Here is an 18,053-nt window from a genome sequence, read left to right on the forward strand (position 1 = left end):
TGATCTAGAAAAAAGTGTGCGATGTGGTTTATTGAGAATTAGCCCCATTTATTCTCAATAATCTTGAGAATCACTATCAATTATCAACGAGTTTCCGTCGTTTCAGGATTGATATTGACACACAAGATTTTTGTGGTATGATATATTTATAATCCAAGGGTAAATTATAAGTATAAGTTAAAAAATAAGTAAAACCTTGGTGAAAGTTTTTCTTTTTTGTCTAATTTTGCTTAATGCTTTTTGTTGCACGCAGAGGCGCAGAGTCGCAGAGAAAAGAGTCTATAAACATGATGTTTGGGTGTTCGAGAAATTATATTAATTTTTACCAATCACCAATCACCAATCACCAATCACCAATCACCAATCACCAATCACCAATCACCAATCACCAATCACCAATCACCAATGCCCAAAAAACAAAAGTTTCCTCATTTACTGGGTTCTAAGTGGACAGCACAGCAAAAAGTTGATGGTTGGCGACATTTTCAAGTTGTTAACCGTAAAAATCAGGGTAAGTGGGTCTATGCGGAAATGGTAGCTGCTTGTGACCCTAATGTGCGTTTTTGGATCAATGCCAAATTATTACAGGATAACTCTCAATGGCACGCCGGCTGGCAATCTTTACAGGAAATTAATGATCTGGAAAAAATTAATAACATTACATGATCATACATAAAATTTAACTATTTCATGATTTGATTAACTTTTCTCAGATATTTGAATATTTAATATTAATTAACAACAATGATCGCAGATACTCAGAGATCAAAGATAGATGCAGATTACTTTTGTGTTCCTCCAGTCCCAAAAACCCTAAATTTATATCCTCTCTCAAATCTCAAGTCTATTCTCCTGGTATGCACTGACGATAGTTATGCTCATCAGCAATAACATCTTATTTGCTGCTTAATAAACTTGGGCAATGATTGAATAATTCTATGGAAACCATTAATAAAATACTATTTTAGCTAATTTGTCTTTTGTAACTATTTTTATATAAAAAATTTAAAAATATCAATAAATAAATTTTTTAAGATTTTTTAGAGATTTTAGAGTTTATTTTAGCCTTAATTATCAAAATATCTTTGTAATAAATCAATTATCTTTGATTTGATGATTTTTAGACCCTTTGCTTTTCTAGGAATTTGCACAATAATGGCACTCACAGACCTCACACATCTCCATAACTGGTTGAGTGCTGGGTAAAGGTACAAGCTAAGAAAAGAAACTATTAGAGGTAAAGAAAAATGAAATTAGCAGTGTATGGAAAAGGCGGTATCGGTAAATCTACAACCAGCTGTAATATATCCGTAGCCCTAGCTAAACGGGGTAAAAAAGTGCTGCAAATTGGTTGTGACCCTAAACACGACAGTACCTTTACCCTGACCGGGTTTTTGATTCCTACTATCATCGACACCCTACAAGAGAAAGACTATCACTACGAAGATGTTTGGCCAGAGGATGTGATCTATAAAGGTTATGGTGGAGTTGATTGTGTCGAAGCTGGAGGACCCCCAGCCGGTGCGGGGTGTGGTGGTTATGTGGTAGGTGAAACAGTCAAACTCTTAAAAGAACTTAACGCTTTTGATGAATATGACGTAATTTTATTTGACGTTCTCGGTGATGTGGTTTGTGGTGGTTTTGCAGCACCTTTGAACTATGCCGACTACTGTATGATCGTTACAGACAACGGTTTTGATGCCTTATTTGCTGCTAACCGCATCGCTGCTTCCGTCCGTGAAAAAGCCAGAACTCACCCCCTGAGACTAGCGGGGTTAATCGGTAATCGTACTGCTAAACGTGACTTAATTGAAAAATACGTAGAAGCCGTACCAATGCCAGTTTTAGAAGTATTGCCTTTAATAGAAGATATCCGTGTTTCCCGCGTTAAAGGAAAAACGCTGTTTGAGATGGCTGAGTCAGATCCTTCCCTGAGATACGTTTGCGACTATTATTTAAGTATAGCTGATCAGATATTAGCGCGTCCTGAAGGTGTCGTTCCGAACGATGCCCCTGATCGTGAACTTTTTTCACTTTTGTCAGATTTTTATTTAAATCCGAGTAAACCACAGGTAACAAATCCGGAAGAGGAATTAGACTTGATGATTGTATAAAACAATTTACCTCTTCAGGATGGGGGAGATTATGGCCTTCTTTGATAGTTTTACGGATTCAATCAAACAAAAGTGGTTACAGTTCTTTCAAGTCAACCGTGACTGGATTACCTTGCAAATGGCAGTGGAATCGGTTTATACCCCCGATGGCGGGAAGCGTCCTTCCTCTTACCTCATTCTGGGAGTAGTAAATGCCCTAGAACCTAAATTAGCCCAGTTGATGTTTCCTTTTGCCAAATTAAATCCTGATGCTGATACTCTAATTGACGTGCTAGGGCTGCATTTTGATGCAGATATTGTCCTTGGTAATCGGTTGAGTCCTACCCAAGAAGCAAAAATGTATTCTCATGCTTCCCAAGAGGTTACAGAAAACATTTCTGAAGATCAACCATCAGCAGTCGATGATTTCAGCGTTGTTGAGGAAAAAAACTCTGTTCAAGAGTTAACAATGGACGTAAGTGAACATCAATGGCAAGAAGAAGATTCACTGGCAAGTAAAGATGCGTTTGATTCAATTTCTTTATCTGAGGAAAACATCACAGATGAGTTTAAATCAGCACCTAATTTAGAAACAGAAAAAGACTTTAGCGGGATGTCTTTTGAGACTGTCAATTTAACAGCAGATAACGAACATCAAGCTATAGATGATTTCAATCTATCCGATGAAAATGGATTGGATGATTTAAATCAACCAGATGAAAGTGAATTTCGTGATGTGATTTCTGATGTTTGGGGAGATGATTCATCTCTTCTGGAAGAGGGTGAAGAAAATAATAACCTTTTAGGTGAAGAATTACCTTCTGAGGTTTTTGATGAGTCAGAAATGGCTCGTCTCTTCCCCAACAATATAAATCAGTGAATAGGGGACTGGGGACTGGGGAAGAAAATTTTAGATTTTAGATTTTAGATTGGAGATAACAAAAACAATCCAAAATCCAAAATCTAAAATAAAAAACTCCTGTCACCTGACTCCTGACTTGTAAGCATTAAAAATTAAGGGGAGAAGATTACAATGACTATCGCTACAGAAAATACCGCTTTAAATTTTGAATGTGAAACTGGTAATTATCATACTTTTTGTCCTATTAGTTGTGTGGCTTGGTTATATCAAAAAATTGAAGATAGTTTCTTTTTAGTTATTGGTACAAAAACCTGCGGTTATTTTCTACAAAATGCGATGGGGGTGATGATTTTTGCTGAACCCCGTTATGCAATGGCTGAGTTAGAAGAAGGTGATATTTCGGCTCAGTTAAATGATTATCAAGAATTGAAAAGATTGTGTGAGCAAATTAAACGCGATCGCAATCCTAGTGTTATCGTTTGGATTGGTACTTGTACCACGGAAATTATTAAAATGGACTTGGAAGGTTTAGCCCCCAAGTTAGAAGCGGAAATTGGTATTCCTATTGTTGTCGCTCGTGCTAATGGTTTAGATTATGCTTTTACTCAGGGAGAAGATACGGTTTTAGCTGCAATGGCTAACCGTTGTCCTGATAAAGCACCAGTTTCAGAAACAGAAAAAAATGAACGAAATGCAATTCAAAAGTTATTACATTTCGGGAAGAAAAAGGAAGATGTTGTACAAGAAGAATCAGAATATGTAGATCATCCACCTTTGGTTTTATTTGGTTCTTTACCTGATCCAGTTGTTACCCAATTAACTTTAGAATTAAAGAAACAAGGTGTTAAAGTTTCTGGTTGGCTACCTGCAAAAAGATTTACAGAATTACCTGTGTTAGAAGAAGGTTATTATGTTGCAGGTGTGAATCCTTTTTTAAGTCGCACTGCTACAACTTTAATGAGACGCAGGAAATGTAAATTAATTGGCGCACCTTTTCCCATTGGTCCAGATGGAACTCGCGCATGGGTAGAAAAAATTTGTTCTGTTTTTGGCATTACACCCAAAGGTTTAGATGAAAGAGAAGCGCAGATTTGGGAAAATTTAGAAGATTACGTGCAATTAATTCGCGGTAAGTCTGTGTTTTTCATGGGTGATAATTTGTTAGAAATTTCTTTAGCTCGGTTTTTGGTGCGTTGTGGAATGACTGTTCCAGAAATCGGTATTCCTTACATGGATAAACGCTATCAAGCTGCGGAGTTAGCTTTGTTAGAAAAGACTTGTCAGGAAATGAATGTTCCTTTACCAAGGATAGTTGAAAAGCCGGATAATTACAATCAGGTACAAAGAATTTATGATTTAAAACCTGATTTGGTAATTACTGGTATGTCTCATGCAAATCCTTTGGAAGCGCGGGGTATTAATACTAAATGGTCTGTGGAGTTTACCTTTGCACAGATTCATGGTTTTGGTAATGCGCGGGATATTTTGGAGTTGGTAACTCGTCCTTTAAGAAGGAATAACAATCTAAAAGATTTGGGTTGGGATAAGTTGGTAAGGGAGGAAGCTAAGGTTTAAAACCTAGATAAGTTTTAAAGTTTGCGTGTTCTTTGGCAATTTTGGGCGGATCTTTTGGGGTTCGTCCTTTTTTTGTTTTCTCACGCAGAGGCGCAGAGGACGCAGTGAGGGATGTTATAATTAGTTTTTATTGATTGTTTTTAGAATAAATATGGATAACTTCGTTATACTTATAATAAGTATTCCAACCAGATACAGGCCAAGGGCAATAATTGCCTATAAGTTCTTGTTTTAAGGAAGTTAATTTTTTTAATTGACAACCTTTATTAAAAACATTTGGAAATAAATCACTCAATAATAGTTGCTCTCTTAATATCCAGCCAGAACTCTCCATTGCCCATTTCATTTTATTGACTAATTTTACTTTTACACTAGGTTCAATAAGGATTAATCTAGCATTATTAGTAGAGGCTTGATATAACTCATTAGCCCATTCTAACCACCAGGAATTTCCTAGATTTTCAAAGGAGTTTTGCAAAATTGAAGACATAAATATCAAATTAAAATAGTTATTATTTAAGTAATTAAACCAATCTCCCAGTCTACCATTAACATTTAAAACTTCTAAATTCGGCAAACTAGGTCTAAACATAGCAAATTGACGCATATAGCTACAAGGTTCAATAGCTGTAATCTGGAAAGACATTTTTTGTCTAAATAAGCCTAGTGCAATGCCGACTGCATCAGTACCACTACCAACATCTAATATTTTTTCAGGAATGGGTACATTTTCTTCTCTAAAATAATGAGATAATACTGCTGTCATTGCTATAATTTTTCTGGGCAAGTATTTAAAAGCATAAGCTATTGGAACACCAGGTAGATCATAATCTGGATCTTGTTTTTTTCTTAATTTGTCTAATTCATCAAAACCTTGTTGTATACATTCTTTCATATTATCAATGTCTACAGATATAGCATCAATGTAGTTATTAATAATATGAAGAGCATATTCGTCAACCGAATCGCACCAATTATTGTAATCTTTATCATCAAATTTTAGTGATCTTTGTCTGATAATTTCTCTTTCTATAAGTTTTTCGTAAAAAGTTAATAATTTTTGATAAATAAAATCATCTTTTTGTCTAACTTGTCCTATAAATTCTATTTTCCCTCTTAATGCTGAAGAAAAGTTAACACGGTTCTTATTTTTTTGGTAACGTATGGCTGAATCGTTAATATAAGCTTGAACATATCCATTTTTGTGCCAATCATGGAGCATGGCTCGAACTTGTCTAATATATTTACGAGAAACATTAGGTTTATTATTAACTGTTAAACCTGTAACTTCTTGCCTCTGATTGTCTCCCTGTATTCTAACTTTATTAAAGTTTATTTGAAATCCATTAGATTTAAATATAGAAATTAAATTATCACTTAAGCTAACATCAGTAATTTTAAGACCTGTGATTTTAGCAATTGATAAAGGAAAGTTCTTTACTATAGTTGAAAATGTGATGTCATCAGCATAACGAGTATAAAAACATTTATTTTGTTTGGCAAGCAGACGTAATTCGCTATCTAACTTAGCACAAACAATATTGGATATAATTGGAGAAGTTGGTGCGCCTTGAGGTAATTTACCCTCGTAGCAGCATATATGTGAAATAGTCGTTGCAATTTGACTAGGTAAATTATAAGGTGGGGACATCATAACCCCTCTGATTCTTTGTTGAGTAATTGTAGGAAAGAAGTCTTTTATATCAAGGTTTAAAACAAATTTTTTGTTACAGTGATTTTTAGCATTAGTTACAATATTCCTGCTGGTAGTAAATCCATGTACAGACTGTTTACGTTCAGGTTCATATACTAATCTCAAAACTTCATTCAGTCTTGCCTGTATTTCACGAATTCCCGAAACTGGTGAATATATTTCCCGTGATTCACCATTTCTCTTGGGAATAGTAAATGAAGTATATTTTTCTTCTAATGGAACTGCAAATAATTCTTGTTTGAACCAAAAATAATCAACTTCTAACAAGTCTGCAAAATCTTGAAAGCTGTTAATTTTCCTAAATGACTCTACTATCTCTGAAGCTTCTCTTAGTAAGTATCGCATAAACAATTTACAATAAATTGATACCAAGTATAATAAATACTCTATTTACTATCTGTAGTATATAAATTTGAATAAAATATTAATAACCTACTAATAGCATTCCAGTATTAACCATTAAACAACACCTTTTTTTGGTGTTTTTGGTGACTTGAATATACTCTGTTGCGGAACAACAACAGAAAATCAATGCTTTAGTAGGTGTATAAACAATAGCAATAAAAGAAACGAGTGTCAATAAGTGTTAAACATTATTTGGCTAATTTTTTTATACGGGCGCATACCCTTCATTACCTTCTAGTAGTGGAAGTTCGTTCCCCAGAATGCTAATCAAAGTGGCTCTCACTTTTTGATACTTAGTCTCAGTCCAATTATCTTCCTTCATTTTCTGGATAGACTCAGGAGAACTACCAGCACTAAAACGAGAGCGGGTAGGTTTGAAAAATTGTGTTACATATTCTGCGGCATTTAACTTTGCTATTCTTTGTCCAAAAATCTCAGGATCTTTGATTGGTAACATGGGACTGATAGAAATCCCAATTGGTACACCCGCTTCTGATACGTGCCGTGCAGCTTTTAATCGTGCTTCTATTGATGGACAATGGGGTTCATATCGTAACCGAATATCTTCTGAGTCGGTTGTAATAGTAAAATTCACCCGAATATGCTGGAATTGTTTTAATAAGTCGATATCTCTGACTACAATAGGGCTACGGGTTTGAATCGTTAAGCGTGGTTGAATTTCAACTAATTCTTCAAGAATACGTCTAGTTAAGCCTACTTTATGTTCAATGGGTTGGTAGGGATCTGTAACACTAGACATATAGATTGTATCCCCTGTTTCTAATCTTCTGTCTTGAGACTTAGCTTTACAGGAACGGTGAAGTAAGTCAATAGCATTTTCCTTAACCTTAACCCAATTTCCCCAATCTTTTTGTTGTTCAATAGTAGGAGCAAAAAAGCGGGCATAGCAGTATTCACAACCAAAACTACATCCACTGTAAGGATTCAGGGTAAATTTATAGGCTCTGATAAATCCACTTGGAGAAGTTAGCAAACTGCTACTATTTATATATTCAATTTTGCTTGACGCTATTTTTGATGGAGTGGTTTGATTGATAAATAATACAGAATTTTTCTTATAATTGACTTCCGAAAATTCTGTTAAAGAAAATAAAGAAAGTTGTTCTCCATCTCCATTTATTTTGTATTTCATACAGGCTGTAAATACGAACATTATAACTAAAAAAATGATTAAAGATAATCCTCTTAAATACTTTCACTACTAACAGCATAATCAGATAAAATAGGCGCGTTTGCACCCACGCACGCTGTCAAATTATCAGCTAATTCATCTAAAGCACTTTCCAATTCTTGATCCCTTAACATCAAACATTCTAAACTTCCTTTATTTTTCCGACTTGCTTCTTGAATAATTAACTGTTGTAAATATTCACTCACTGAATTATAACCACCTTCGGCAATTTGTTGATCAATAAAACTTTTCAGTGATTCAGGTAGAGTAATATTAATATTAGTCATGGTGTTTAATTTAGGTTAAACTAGGTTACTCTTATATTAACATTTTACGGTTATAATAAATTGTCAAAGTTTCACTTTTTCAAAATGTCTGAAATTATCACCCTCCAACTACCAGAAACACTGGCACAAAACGGAATGTGGGTTATATAGCAATATTTACGCACATTTTTATAATCTTGGGATATAAGTTTAATTGTATTTTCAATTTGTGTAAATGCGTGTTCTACATCAGAACCTTTTAACTCTATGTATATTTCCAGATAAGGTTCATTGATAACTAATAACCAATCACATTTAACACCTTGAATATCTAAACAGCCATCTACTTGAATTTTCTCAACTTCTATTAAGTTTTCATTGCTAAAAATTATTTTACTACTTTTCTTTTCTTCTATTAAAATATTTTTATGGGTAATCTTTTCAGAACATTTATCTAAATCCACAAATTTTATTCTCCAAATTCCAGGTCTATTAATTTTTCAAAAACTCTACTAAATTCGTTGGATACATCATCAATAATATTTGTATCAATTAAGTGATTTTCTTCATTAATTAAACTTTCAATCATGCCATTTTTAATAGTGTAAGCAGCAATATCATTAATATCTAACATTTGATTTTCGGGAACTATTTTAAATAATTCTCTGAGTAAATCATTTTGTTCAGGTTTTTCTTTTAATGCTTTAAAGGTATTTCCTGCTTGAATGAGGTTATTAAAAGCTGTTAATATGTAAGGACTGTGAGTAGTAATAATAAATTTATGTTTTCTTTCAGTTGTATTGAAAACTTGACTAATTAAACTAACAATATGTTTTTGTGATGTAGGAAATAAATGTGCTTCAGGTTCTTCAATGATAAAGATGCGATGAGATGAAGTGAAAAAAGGTAAAATTGCTAATATAAGTGCCATAGGTAAAGCCTCTTGTTGTCCAGATGAAGAATGAGACAAGTTTATTTTCCTGTCATCGTCAGTGTATATCCAGTCTTCTCCTTTTTCACGAATATATTTTCCAACAATTATTTTATTTACTAATTCATCAATATCATCTTTATATTCTAATAAATTGATATCTTTTCTGGCTTGATACAAGTTTTTAGCTCTTTCATAGGCTGAACCAAATTCTTTAAGAAAATAGTCAATGGTAATATTTTCTGATAAAAAAGAAAACACATTACTTTGTAAAACGGCAAAAAATGATCTACCTGCGGGAATAAAAGTTAGTAGATCAAGATTGCTGATATTTTTTCCTGATAGAATGTATTTTGAAAATATCTCATCTATAAATTCTCCTATATTTAATTTGCTAATACTGGAGGAATTATTTTGAGTTTTATCTCTATCATCAATAATTGTTTTTGTATATTCAGAAAGTAATTTTCTACGAATATTAATTAGATGTTCTGAATATTCTAAAATTAGAGTATATTTGTTTTTGGTGGATTGCTTGGTATACAAGCGAATATAATAATTTTGAAACTCGTAATTTATGTGATATGTGATATCAAATTGTTGAAAATTCCAAGAATATTCAGGAAATATTTCTTTAAAATTCTTAATAATGCTTTTATCAAATTCACTTTTTTTGTGGTTTTTTAAAATCGAATTTCTATATTCAATTAAGAAGGTTTTAAAAAAATAAACTAATTTGGCAATTACGCTTTTACCACTGGCTTCTTGTCCAATAATAATATTAATCTTGGATAAATTAAATTCAGCTTCATTTATGTTGAGAAAGTTTTTAATTGTTAATTTTTCCATAAGTAAAATTTGAGAATTAATAATATGTTTGTATTTTTTAATATATAAATTCGCAATATATAGCGTTTCCCAATCTGGTGAATTACAAAATCATCTGCGTCTATTTGTATTTAATTATTACTACTTGCACATCACTTGAATCGGAATTTTAATATTATACATAATATTTTGCAAATTTAAAATCCGTAAAAATATCATCATTTAATGTATCATCAAATAGTATAAGCAGGTATCATTCTTAATCATGAAAACCTTTTGTGGTAACTAAGTTGGAGGATGTCGCAGGTTGTTTGAAATATGATGGTGAACCTGCAACCCTGGAAGATATGGAAGATGCGATTCGTCAAGGTGTTGAGGAAATACAGTTTTAACCAGGTAATTCTAAAGGTTGAGAAGGAATAATAAACATTAATTCTGCACCTTCTGGTTTAGTTTCTTTAGATGGTTTTAATTGCAGCCATTCATGAAAACTAATTCCTAGTTTAGATATTGCTTGTATTTCTGTTTGATAAGATTCAAAGCGGTTATTAGTTTCAATCATTGATTCCATGACTGCAAATACTTGGGGAAGTCTTTGAAAAGCTGCGTGTTTTAATTCATCGTGATTTGGACCAAACCATCCACCTTGAACTTCGATACGATCTAAAATTGCTGGTGGTAATGAATCAATCCATTGTGTATGATCTTTGGCAATTTTAAATAGATTGTTACGTTGATTTTCAAATACAGCATTTTCATCTAAATCCGAATTTATCCATTGATAAATTTTTGCTAATCTCTTTAAGTCTATTTGTCCTTGAAATTCTGGATGTAGATATACTGCTGGATTCGATGTCAGTAAAATATTAATATATTTATGAATACGTGATTGAAGAACTTTTTGCCCTTCTTGAAATCTACGAATTGCTGTATCATGTTCTTCTAGTTCTAAATAACATCGTGCTTCGGCTAGGTAAGCTAAAGATAGAGTTAATAAATATTCATCCGCAATTTGGCTTTGTTTTTCGATTTCTGTATCTGTGAAGCTAGTATAAATATGTTCAGCTTCTAAAAAACGATTGATAGCTTGTAATGCGCTATCCCTTCTATTCTCAAACTTAGTCATGGTAAAAGCATTCATAGCTAAATCAAGTGCAGCACGAAAATTTGAGTAGAAACTCAAATCAATTTTACGGTTGACTTTGTTTAATAACTCCTCGGCTTTTTGTAGTCTTTTTTCCAGTTCTTTCAATCGCTGTGCTATGACAGCAAAACCCATCACAGAAACACCAAGATTGAGAATACTAGCAGTAGTAGATACTTGCAAAATACTTTGAGAAAATTGTAAAGTTTTCCCTATTGCATCTATTTGATTTTCAATACCATCTAAACGCTGATTTACATCAGAAAAACCTTTAGCTGAAATTGCCGCATTCGCGCCTGAAGCAATTAAATTAAGTATGCCAGTAACAGGATCAAGTCCTTGTATCACCAGAGGAAGAAAGGTGGGATCTGGAGGAGCAACTGAATTAGTGTCTCGCAACCAAGTTACAATTTTCTTACTTGCTACATCCCGAATTACACCCCCAACCCGTTCAAATGTTCCATCTTGTAAGCCTTTAGCAACCCAACTTGCTAATGCAAAGGTCACTTGAATTGGTATCATAATTTTTTCCTACTTGTAAAAACTTCAGCAGCGTTATGTATAACAATAAAATTGTATATTATTTTATATTGCACAACATAACCATGCTTAGTTAATTATCCTTATAGTGTTGTATTTTGACAATATAGTGAAATGTTTTTTAACGTTTGCGTGGCGTGTGGGATAAATACTGCAAAGGAAATAAAAGTCACTGGAGATAGATATCATGTCATTCCCCGCACCCGACCTAGCAAATAACTGGCAGTTTACAGAAATATGGGTTGATCCCACTTCTGTACCACCTTATATTTTAATGTTGCTTGGTGACGATAAAAATAATTTTTGCATTTTAGATCCCACAGAAAATTACAAGATAGTTTTTGCTTGTTCCAGTTATGAAGAAGCGAAAATTTGGCTGCTTGAGGATGAATATGAGCGTGTGGAAGGTCGAGTTTTAGCGGAACAGGTAGCTTAATTTTTTTCTAACTTTACTTTGATGTTTTTCAGGTTAGCTTAGTTATATGTTATTATATCAACCATTGACTTTTTATAATTTACCAAATCTTCCCATACATGAAACGTCTTTACTACGGTGATAATCTCCAAGTTCTCAGAGAAAATATTCCTGATGAATCTATTGATTTAATTTACCTTGATCCGCCTTTTAATTCTAAAGCTAACTATAATATTATCTTTAAAAATGCTACTGGTGAAAAATCAGATGCACAAATTACCGCTTTTGAAGATACCTGGAGTTGGGGAATAGAATCAGAAAGATTTTTAGATGAAATTCAAGATAAAAAAGGTGAATTATATCAATTTTTATATTTATTAGTAAGAACATTAGGTAAAAATTCATTATCAGCTTATTTGGTAATGATGGCAATTAGATTAATAGAATTACATCGGGTTCTTAAATCTACAGGTAGTTTATATTTACATTGTGATACTACCGCTAGTCATTATTTAAAAATGATTTTAGATTTAATATTTGATGCCAGAAATTATCGGAATCAAATTACTTGGAAACGTACTAGCAGTCATAGTGATGCTAAAAAGTATGCGAGAATTACAGATATTATTTTCTACTATGTCAAATCTAATGAATTTACTTGGAATCCTCAACGGTTGAGTTATTCTGAAGAATATATCAAACAATATTATTGTAATATTGATAGCGACGGGAGAAGATTTCAATTTGATAATTTAACAAAACCAAAAGCAAGCAAAGGTTATTTTTATAAACTGTTAGATTGTGATCCTCCTGAGAATGGTTGGAGAATGCCAGAATCTCGCGCTCAAGAGTGGCTAAGTCAAGGTAAAATTGCCATACCACCAACAGGAAAAACACCACGTTATAAACGTTATTTAGATGAGGTTCAAGGTAAAGTTATCCCTGATATTTGGGATGATATACCACCTATTAATTCTCAAGCTAAGGAAGCTTTAGGATATCCTACCCAAAAACCTTTAACATTATTAGAAAGAATCATTCAAATTAGTAGTAATGAAAATGATATCATTCTTGATCCATTCTGTGGATGTGGTACAGCTATCCATGCAGCAGAAAATTTAGGCAGAAATTGGATCGGTATTGATATTACCCATTTAGCAATTTCTTTAATAGAAAAACGTTTAAAAGATGCTTTTCCGAGTAAATTTGTTGAAGATGAAAATAAAAATCAAAAGTTAGTACCAGGGATAGAATTTGAAGTAGAAGGTACACCACAAGATTTAGCCGCAGCCATAGATTTATTTAACAGAGACGCTTATCAATTTCAATGGTGGGCGTGTTCTTTGGTGAATGCACAACCTTATAAAGATAAAAAGAAAGGTGCAGATGGGGGAATAGATGGTTTAATCTTTTTTGAAGATGTTATAGATATTAAAAAATTAAATAAAACAGCAGTTAAAAAAATCATTGTGAGTGTGAAAGGTGGGAAAAATATTAACGCATCTATGATTAGAGATTTGCGCGGTACTATGGAAACAAATAAAGCAGAAATTGGATTATTTGTTACCCTCACACCTCCCACCCAACCAATGATTAAAGAAGCTGCATCTTCCGGTTTTTATAAAGCTGGAAATGGTAGAAATTACGCTAAAATTCAGATTTTAACGATTGAGGAATTATTAACAGGAGAAAAACGACCGGAATTTTTTGATATGAAGCAGGGAGAATTGACATTTAAAAAAGCACAACGCGAAAATCAAGATATAGGAGAACAGGGGGAATTGTTTTAGATGATTTTTATGGAGATATTAACTAACAACAAAAACTAACAACAAAAACTCAGGACTTACGCAAAAGGGAACGAAAGTAGGGGTAATTCATGAATTACCCCTACGCAAGAATAAGGTTTTCAGTCACATCTTGCGTAAGTCCTAAAACTGTATATCTACGCAGGTATATTTATCTAGATACAGCAGATTTCAGATCAATCAAGATCAATCAGTTATAGAATCTAAATTGAAACCTATACAGAAAGAGAGTTTTACTCCTGACTCCTGACTCCTGTTGTATTTAGATAAAGCACGAGGTACATCTGAGGTACATCTTGAGCTTCCTTGTCAGTGGGAAATTTGATTTTTTCTTCAGGATTAAGTTTATTATGTAATAATACCTGTTGACAAAGTGCTAAACCTTGATTCCAAGCGTGTCTAGCTACTCCTGCGTGTTGCGCCAGTAGTAGTCGTTGTTGCTTGTTAACTTTGAGTTGGGTTTTGAATCATAGTAGCATACAGTGATTTTACTGTAATTCTGTCACAAAGCCAAAAGATAACAGGAAATTTTCAGCAAATGTGAGTATTTGTTATTATTGGTTAAGAAAACAGTAACTAGCTACTAACCCTCTCTACTATCCAGAAACAACTTCTCAACTCGAACCCCAGAAAAAGTTTTAGACTGATAAAGACACAAGCTTTAATGGAAGTGTCAACTGCTCAATTAAGACTCAAGAATCCCGATGTTAACAGGTACAATTTTGCAGAGTGGAAAATATACCATTATCCAAGAAATAGGGAGAGGTGGATTTGGTATTACTTTCAAAGCTACGCATCGTTACTTAGGTCAAGAAGTAGTGATGAAAACTATTAACGAACGGCTCAGGCAACATCCTGATTTTCCTAAATTCGAGCGTCAATTTCAAGATGAAGCTAGAAGATTAGCCACTTGCGTCCATCCTAACATTGTCCGAGTTAGTGACTTTTTTGAGGAAAATGGTTTACCTTACATGGTGATGGAATATATTCCAGGGGAAACTTTAGGACAAGCCTTTGTGTCACCAGGAATACCTTTATCAGAAGCAACCGCAATTCATTATATTCGCCAAATTGGGGCAGCATTGCAGGTGGTACATAATAACAGTTTGCTGCACCGAGATATTAAACCTGATAATATTATTCTCCGCCAAGGCACTCAGGAAGTTATACTGATTGATTTTGGCATAGCTAGAGAATTTAACAGCGGTGTTAAACAAACTCACACTGGTTTAGTGAGTGAAGGCTATGCACCTATTGAACAGTATTTAAGCCAAGCAACACGCACCCCAGCTACCGATGTTTATGGTTTAGCTGCTACTTTGTATGCACTTTTAACCGGACAAGTTCCCATACCGGCATTATTACGAGATAGACAACCAATGCCTTCTCCCCGTGAACTGCAACCCTACCTGAGTGCAGCTATTAATCAAGCAGTTATGCGCGGTATGGCTGTGGAGTCTCGGTTTCGTCCGGCGACGGTAGCAGAATGGTTACAATTATTACCTGGAAGCGGTTTGGAGATGACACCGCAATTACTTACTCAACCCGCACCAACGATTAATGTATCAGCACTAGAAGCAGAAAATCGGCAAAAACAACCAGCACCTATTCCTGCTCCTATATCATCACCAGTAAGTAAAGTTACAGTATTACTAAACAAAATTGTTACATCTAAGGCATTTCTTAGCGTGGGTGTAGCTTTGGTAGCTATGACAGCAGGGTTTACTGTGACAAGAATGTTACCGAAATCTCAATCACAAGCCCCCAAGCCACTTTTTGAACAACCTCTTCCAGAACCTACTACACCACAACCTGTAGTTGAAACTACACCTTCACCGGAAAATCAAGATAATCAAACTCAATCTTCTAGTGAGTCGGCATCATTTTCTACTTCAGAACGACGCAAGCGCAAACGTAATTTTTCCCCAGAACCAACTCCCACTAACGAGAGTGTTTCTCCAGAAACTGCGCCTGAACAAGAAAATTCTTCAGAACTTACACCCCGCAAAAATCAGCAAACTACATCTACACCTGTGGTTAATCCCACACCTTCATTAGTGGAGAAGCTACGGGAAGCTAAATCATCTCCTCAACCTACCCCATCTCCAGAAAAAGAACAAGAAAATATCTCACCTCCTGCTATTGAAAATAAGGACTCTGCTCAACCGGAAAAACCAGAAGCACCTGTAGTTATACCAACAGCACCGCCACAACCGAAAAATTCTGTGGTTGTACCCACAACACCACCTAAGCAATCTGAGAGTAAAGATTCTTCTGCTGTGGTTGTACCAACACAAGAAACAAATTCAAAAGAAAAAAATGCAAATGCACCTGCTAATAATAATTAGGGAATGCTATTGAAAGTCTTCTCGTGGAGGCAGGTAAGAGTTTGGTTTATCTGTTGGTAACAAAATTTTTTCATCTTTCCTAATCTCCTAGCAGATAGAGGAGTATATAAAAAATTATGCTCCATTAGCTAGAAGTTAGAAAATATTCAGGTTTTTATAATTTGAATTCATTAAGTAGTCTGCTTAAAAAACGTCATACACTCATCCTCTGAAATAGGAGAAATAATTATGACAATGACAGGATTAGATACTTTTGATGCTACTGTACAGAAAACAATTCCTTGGATTAATGAGTTAGGAAAAGAGTTAGGTTGGGAAAATAAACACCAAGTCTTTCAAGGTTTGCGAGCTACATTACACGCATTGCGCGATCGCTTGACTGTGGAAGAAGCTGCCCATTTGGGAGCGCAATTACCCATTCTTCTAGGTGGATTTTATTACGAAAATTGGCGACCAGGTGCAAAACAAACTAAAGATAGAACAAAGGAGGAATTTTTACAGCATATTCGGGATTATTTCCGCAATGTTAATGCTGATATTGATCCAGAAACTTTGGTGCGTGCAGTTTTTAAGGTTATGGCTCAAAGAGTTTCCCCAGGAGAAATTGAAGATGTTATTCACATGATGCCCCCAGCTTTGCGAGAACTTTGGCCGGAAACTGTGCGTACTTAATTATTTAATTAAAATGGGGCATTTTCATCTTTGTTGAGTTGCCCCAAAGATCATTTCAATGGTGACAAATAACTAATCCTTTTCCGATCTAGTTGCCAATTTTTTTATGAATTAACCGCAAAGTACGCAAAGTACACAAAGGAAGAGAAGGAAGAGAAGGAAGAGAAGGAAGATAATTAGTAATCTTTTGGGGGAAAGGGAGTAAAATCAATATTTTCAGGGTATTTTGTTATTTACAATTGATTGAGAATTAGTATATAATATTTTCGCACCTTTATCATAAAAACAGATGACACAGGGGAAAATATTACTCGAACCAGGGACTTTATGGAAGAGGGTAAAACAAACTACAGCACACGCTTTAGAATGTGAAGCTTTAAAATATATTCCCACAGAATTTGAATTTGTGGAACAAGATGGGGTTAAATTTTTAGTGAGAATTTTAGCAAATCTCAACCGTAAAAAAGCCGCAAAAGAACAACAAGAAAAACAAACTGCTAAGACAGGTAAAGAATTTAATCCTTTTTTACCTTATGAACAAGATTTATTTGTAACTGACATTTCCGAAACTCATGTTTGTATTTTAAATAAGTTCAATGTTGTTGATTATCACCTATTAATTATTACCCGTGCTTTTGAGGAACAGGAAAGTTTATTAACTCTCGAAGATTTTACGGCAATGTCGGCTTGTTTGGTTGACTTTGATGGGTTAGTATTTTATAATGGTGGTAAAATTGCTGGTGCAAGTCAGCAACATAGACATTTACAAATAGTACCAATTTCGGGAAAAGAAATACCCATTGCAGCATTAATAGAAACAGTTAAATTTACAGAAGGTATCACAACTATACCCGGACTGCCTTTTTTACACGCTTTTACAACTTTTGCACCTAATGAAACAGCAGGGGTGACGTTAGCAAAATATTATGCTTTACTAGAGATGGTAGGCATTCAGGCAGTTGATAATAATCAACAATCGGGAGCATATAATTTTTTAGCAACGCGAGAATGGATGTTAATTATACCACGTTTGCAGGAGGAATTTGAGTCAATTTCTATTAATTCTCTAGGGTTTGCCGGTGCTTTGTTGGTGAGAAATACTGAACAAATGCAGTTAGTTAAAGATATTGGTCCAATGAATATTTTAAGGAAGGTTGCTTTAGATTTTTCCCAGGAATTATAAATTCAGTTTCGCGCAATCTCCGTCAGGAGATCCCGCAGGGTAGACGCTAAGGAGCAAAGACGCAAAGTTTCAGATTT

General features: G+C 34.3%; 15 protein-coding genes and 2 pseudogenes. 10 read left to right on the forward strand and 7 right to left on the reverse strand.

Features of this window, described 5'->3' with window-relative positions:
- The first annotated feature begins 405 nt into the window (after window positions 1-405).
- The 4 genes from H6F47_RS01915 to H6F47_RS01930 all read left to right on the forward strand — a co-directional run bounded on the left by H6F47_RS01915 (window position 406) and on the right by H6F47_RS01930 (window position 4,530).
- Window positions 406-666, forward strand: coding sequence for a TIGR02450 family Trp-rich protein (locus H6F47_RS01915; protein WP_137668222.1), 261 nt, complete (start codon window positions 406-408; stop codon window positions 664-666).
- A gap of 581 nt (window positions 667-1,247) precedes the next feature.
- Window positions 1,248-2,114, forward strand: a complete 867-nt coding sequence (gene bchL, locus H6F47_RS01920; RefSeq protein ID WP_096572308.1) for a ferredoxin:protochlorophyllide reductase (ATP-dependent) iron-sulfur ATP-binding protein — start codon at window positions 1,248-1,250, stop codon at window positions 2,112-2,114.
- Between the two features lie 31 nt (window positions 2,115-2,145).
- Window positions 2,146-2,973 (forward strand): DUF5331 domain-containing protein, encoded by an 828-nt coding sequence (locus H6F47_RS01925; RefSeq protein ID WP_190647448.1) that lies wholly within the window; start codon window positions 2,146-2,148, stop codon window positions 2,971-2,973.
- 153 nt (window positions 2,974-3,126) lie between these two features.
- Complete coding sequence (locus H6F47_RS01930) at window positions 3,127-4,530, forward strand: ferredoxin:protochlorophyllide reductase (ATP-dependent) subunit N (protein ID WP_190647450.1); 1,404 nt, start codon at window positions 3,127-3,129, stop codon at window positions 4,528-4,530.
- A 127-nt stretch (window positions 4,531-4,657) separates the two neighbouring features.
- Here the strand turns inward: H6F47_RS01930 and H6F47_RS01935 are convergent, their stop codons facing one another.
- From H6F47_RS01935 to H6F47_RS01955, 5 genes are all read right to left on the reverse strand, one after another.
- On the reverse strand, window positions 4,658-6,589 hold the full coding sequence (locus tag H6F47_RS01935) for a reverse transcriptase domain-containing protein (RefSeq protein WP_137668533.1): 1,932 nt from the start codon (window positions 6,587-6,589) through the stop codon (window positions 4,658-4,660).
- Window positions 6,590-6,854: 265 nt separating this feature from the next.
- A complete protein-coding gene (locus tag H6F47_RS01940) occupies window positions 6,855-7,802 on the reverse strand; it encodes a radical SAM protein (RefSeq protein ID WP_137668532.1) in 948 nt (315 codons plus the stop codon).
- A 53-nt stretch (window positions 7,803-7,855) separates the two neighbouring features.
- A complete protein-coding gene (locus H6F47_RS01945) occupies window positions 7,856-8,128 on the reverse strand; it encodes a ribbon-helix-helix domain-containing protein (protein ID WP_137668531.1) in 273 nt (90 codons plus the stop codon).
- A gap of 71 nt (window positions 8,129-8,199) precedes the next feature.
- Window positions 8,200-8,571: a hypothetical protein gene (locus H6F47_RS01950; protein ID WP_137668530.1), complete on the reverse strand. Its 372-nt coding sequence runs from the start codon at window positions 8,569-8,571 to the stop codon at window positions 8,200-8,202.
- Window positions 8,572-8,576: 5 nt separating this feature from the next.
- Window positions 8,577-9,887 (reverse strand): ATP-binding protein, encoded by a 1,311-nt coding sequence (locus tag H6F47_RS01955; RefSeq protein WP_190347147.1) that lies wholly within the window; start codon window positions 9,885-9,887, stop codon window positions 8,577-8,579.
- A 248-nt stretch (window positions 9,888-10,135) separates the two neighbouring features.
- Between H6F47_RS01955 and H6F47_RS01960 the strand changes: the two are divergent.
- Window positions 10,136-10,258, forward strand: a pseudogene (locus tag H6F47_RS01960) (AbrB family transcriptional regulator); the annotation flags it as partial.
- Here the strand turns inward: H6F47_RS01960 and H6F47_RS01965 are convergent.
- The gene (locus H6F47_RS01965) at window positions 10,255-11,532 is read right to left on the reverse strand and encodes a hypothetical protein (RefSeq protein ID WP_199291027.1); all 1,278 of its coding nucleotides are present in this window, start codon (window positions 11,530-11,532) and stop codon (window positions 10,255-10,257) included. The pseudogene H6F47_RS01960 and the gene H6F47_RS01965 sit on opposite strands and share 4 nt — an antisense overlap.
- Window positions 11,533-11,737: 205 nt before the next feature.
- Between H6F47_RS01965 and H6F47_RS01970 the strand changes: the two genes are divergently transcribed.
- Both H6F47_RS01970 and H6F47_RS01975 read left to right on the forward strand, forming a co-directional pair.
- Complete coding sequence (locus tag H6F47_RS01970; protein ID WP_137668527.1) at window positions 11,738-11,986, forward strand: hypothetical protein; 249 nt, start codon at window positions 11,738-11,740, stop codon at window positions 11,984-11,986.
- 98 nt (window positions 11,987-12,084) lie between these two features.
- Window positions 12,085-13,755: a DNA methyltransferase gene (locus H6F47_RS01975; RefSeq protein ID WP_190647452.1), complete on the forward strand. Its 1,671-nt coding sequence runs from the start codon at window positions 12,085-12,087 to the stop codon at window positions 13,753-13,755.
- A gap of 251 nt (window positions 13,756-14,006) precedes the next feature.
- Here H6F47_RS01975 and H6F47_RS28350 read toward each other — a convergent pair.
- Window positions 14,007-14,228, reverse strand: a pseudogene (locus tag H6F47_RS28350) (helix-turn-helix domain-containing protein); the annotation flags it as partial.
- A gap of 249 nt (window positions 14,229-14,477) precedes the next feature.
- On the opposite strand from H6F47_RS28350, the gene H6F47_RS01985 reads away from it, so the two are divergent.
- The 3 genes from H6F47_RS01985 (at window position 14,478) to H6F47_RS01995 (ending at window position 17,976) form a co-directional block, all read left to right on the forward strand.
- Window positions 14,478-16,121, forward strand: coding sequence for a serine/threonine-protein kinase (locus H6F47_RS01985; RefSeq protein ID WP_190647454.1), 1,644 nt, complete (start codon window positions 14,478-14,480; stop codon window positions 16,119-16,121).
- Between the two features lie 228 nt (window positions 16,122-16,349).
- A complete protein-coding gene (locus H6F47_RS01990; protein WP_190347150.1) occupies window positions 16,350-16,793 on the forward strand; it encodes a DUF2267 domain-containing protein in 444 nt (147 codons plus the stop codon).
- A 289-nt stretch (window positions 16,794-17,082) separates the two neighbouring features.
- The gene (locus tag H6F47_RS01995; RefSeq protein ID WP_190647456.1) at window positions 17,083-17,976 is read left to right on the forward strand and encodes a DUF4922 domain-containing protein; all 894 of its coding nucleotides are present in this window, start codon (window positions 17,083-17,085) and stop codon (window positions 17,974-17,976) included.
- The last annotated feature ends 77 nt before the right edge of the window (window positions 17,977-18,053 follow it).

The organism is Sphaerospermopsis sp. FACHB-1094, from assembly GCF_014696195.1.
GTDB classification, from domain to species: domain Bacteria; phylum Cyanobacteriota; class Cyanobacteriia; order Cyanobacteriales; family Nostocaceae; genus Sphaerospermopsis; species Sphaerospermopsis kisseleviana.

Bases quoted from the DNA above. Each gene is read 5' to 3' on its own strand.
- H6F47_RS01915 (WP_137668222.1), top strand. From the start codon at position 406: ATGCCCAAAAAACAAAAGTTTCCTCATTTACTGGGTTCTAAGTGGACA.
- bchL (WP_096572308.1), top strand. From the start codon at position 1,248: ATGAAATTAGCAGTGTATGGAAAAGGCGGTATCGGTAAATCTACAACC.
- H6F47_RS01925 (WP_190647448.1), top strand. From the start codon at position 2,146: ATGGCCTTCTTTGATAGTTTTACGGATTCAATCAAACAAAAGTGGTTA.
- H6F47_RS01930 (WP_190647450.1), top strand. From the start codon at position 3,127: ATGACTATCGCTACAGAAAATACCGCTTTAAATTTTGAATGTGAAACT.
- H6F47_RS01935 (WP_137668533.1), bottom strand. From the start codon at position 6,589: ATGCGATACTTACTAAGAGAAGCTTCAGAGATAGTAGAGTCATTTAGG.
- H6F47_RS01940 (WP_137668532.1), bottom strand. From the start codon at position 7,802: ATGAAATACAAAATAAATGGAGATGGAGAACAACTTTCTTTATTTTCT.
- H6F47_RS01945 (WP_137668531.1), bottom strand. From the start codon at position 8,128: ATGACTAATATTAATATTACTCTACCTGAATCACTGAAAAGTTTTATT.
- H6F47_RS01955 (WP_190347147.1), bottom strand. From the start codon at position 9,887: ATGGAAAAATTAACAATTAAAAACTTTCTCAACATAAATGAAGCTGAA.
- H6F47_RS01965 (WP_199291027.1), bottom strand. From the start codon at position 11,532: ATGATACCAATTCAAGTGACCTTTGCATTAGCAAGTTGGGTTGCTAAA.
- H6F47_RS01970 (WP_137668527.1), top strand. From the start codon at position 11,738: ATGTCATTCCCCGCACCCGACCTAGCAAATAACTGGCAGTTTACAGAA.
- H6F47_RS01975 (WP_190647452.1), top strand. From the start codon at position 12,085: ATGAAACGTCTTTACTACGGTGATAATCTCCAAGTTCTCAGAGAAAAT.
- H6F47_RS01985 (WP_190647454.1), top strand. From the start codon at position 14,478: ATGTTAACAGGTACAATTTTGCAGAGTGGAAAATATACCATTATCCAA.
- H6F47_RS01990 (WP_190347150.1), top strand. From the start codon at position 16,350: ATGACAATGACAGGATTAGATACTTTTGATGCTACTGTACAGAAAACA.
- H6F47_RS01995 (WP_190647456.1), top strand. From the start codon at position 17,083: ATGACACAGGGGAAAATATTACTCGAACCAGGGACTTTATGGAAGAGG.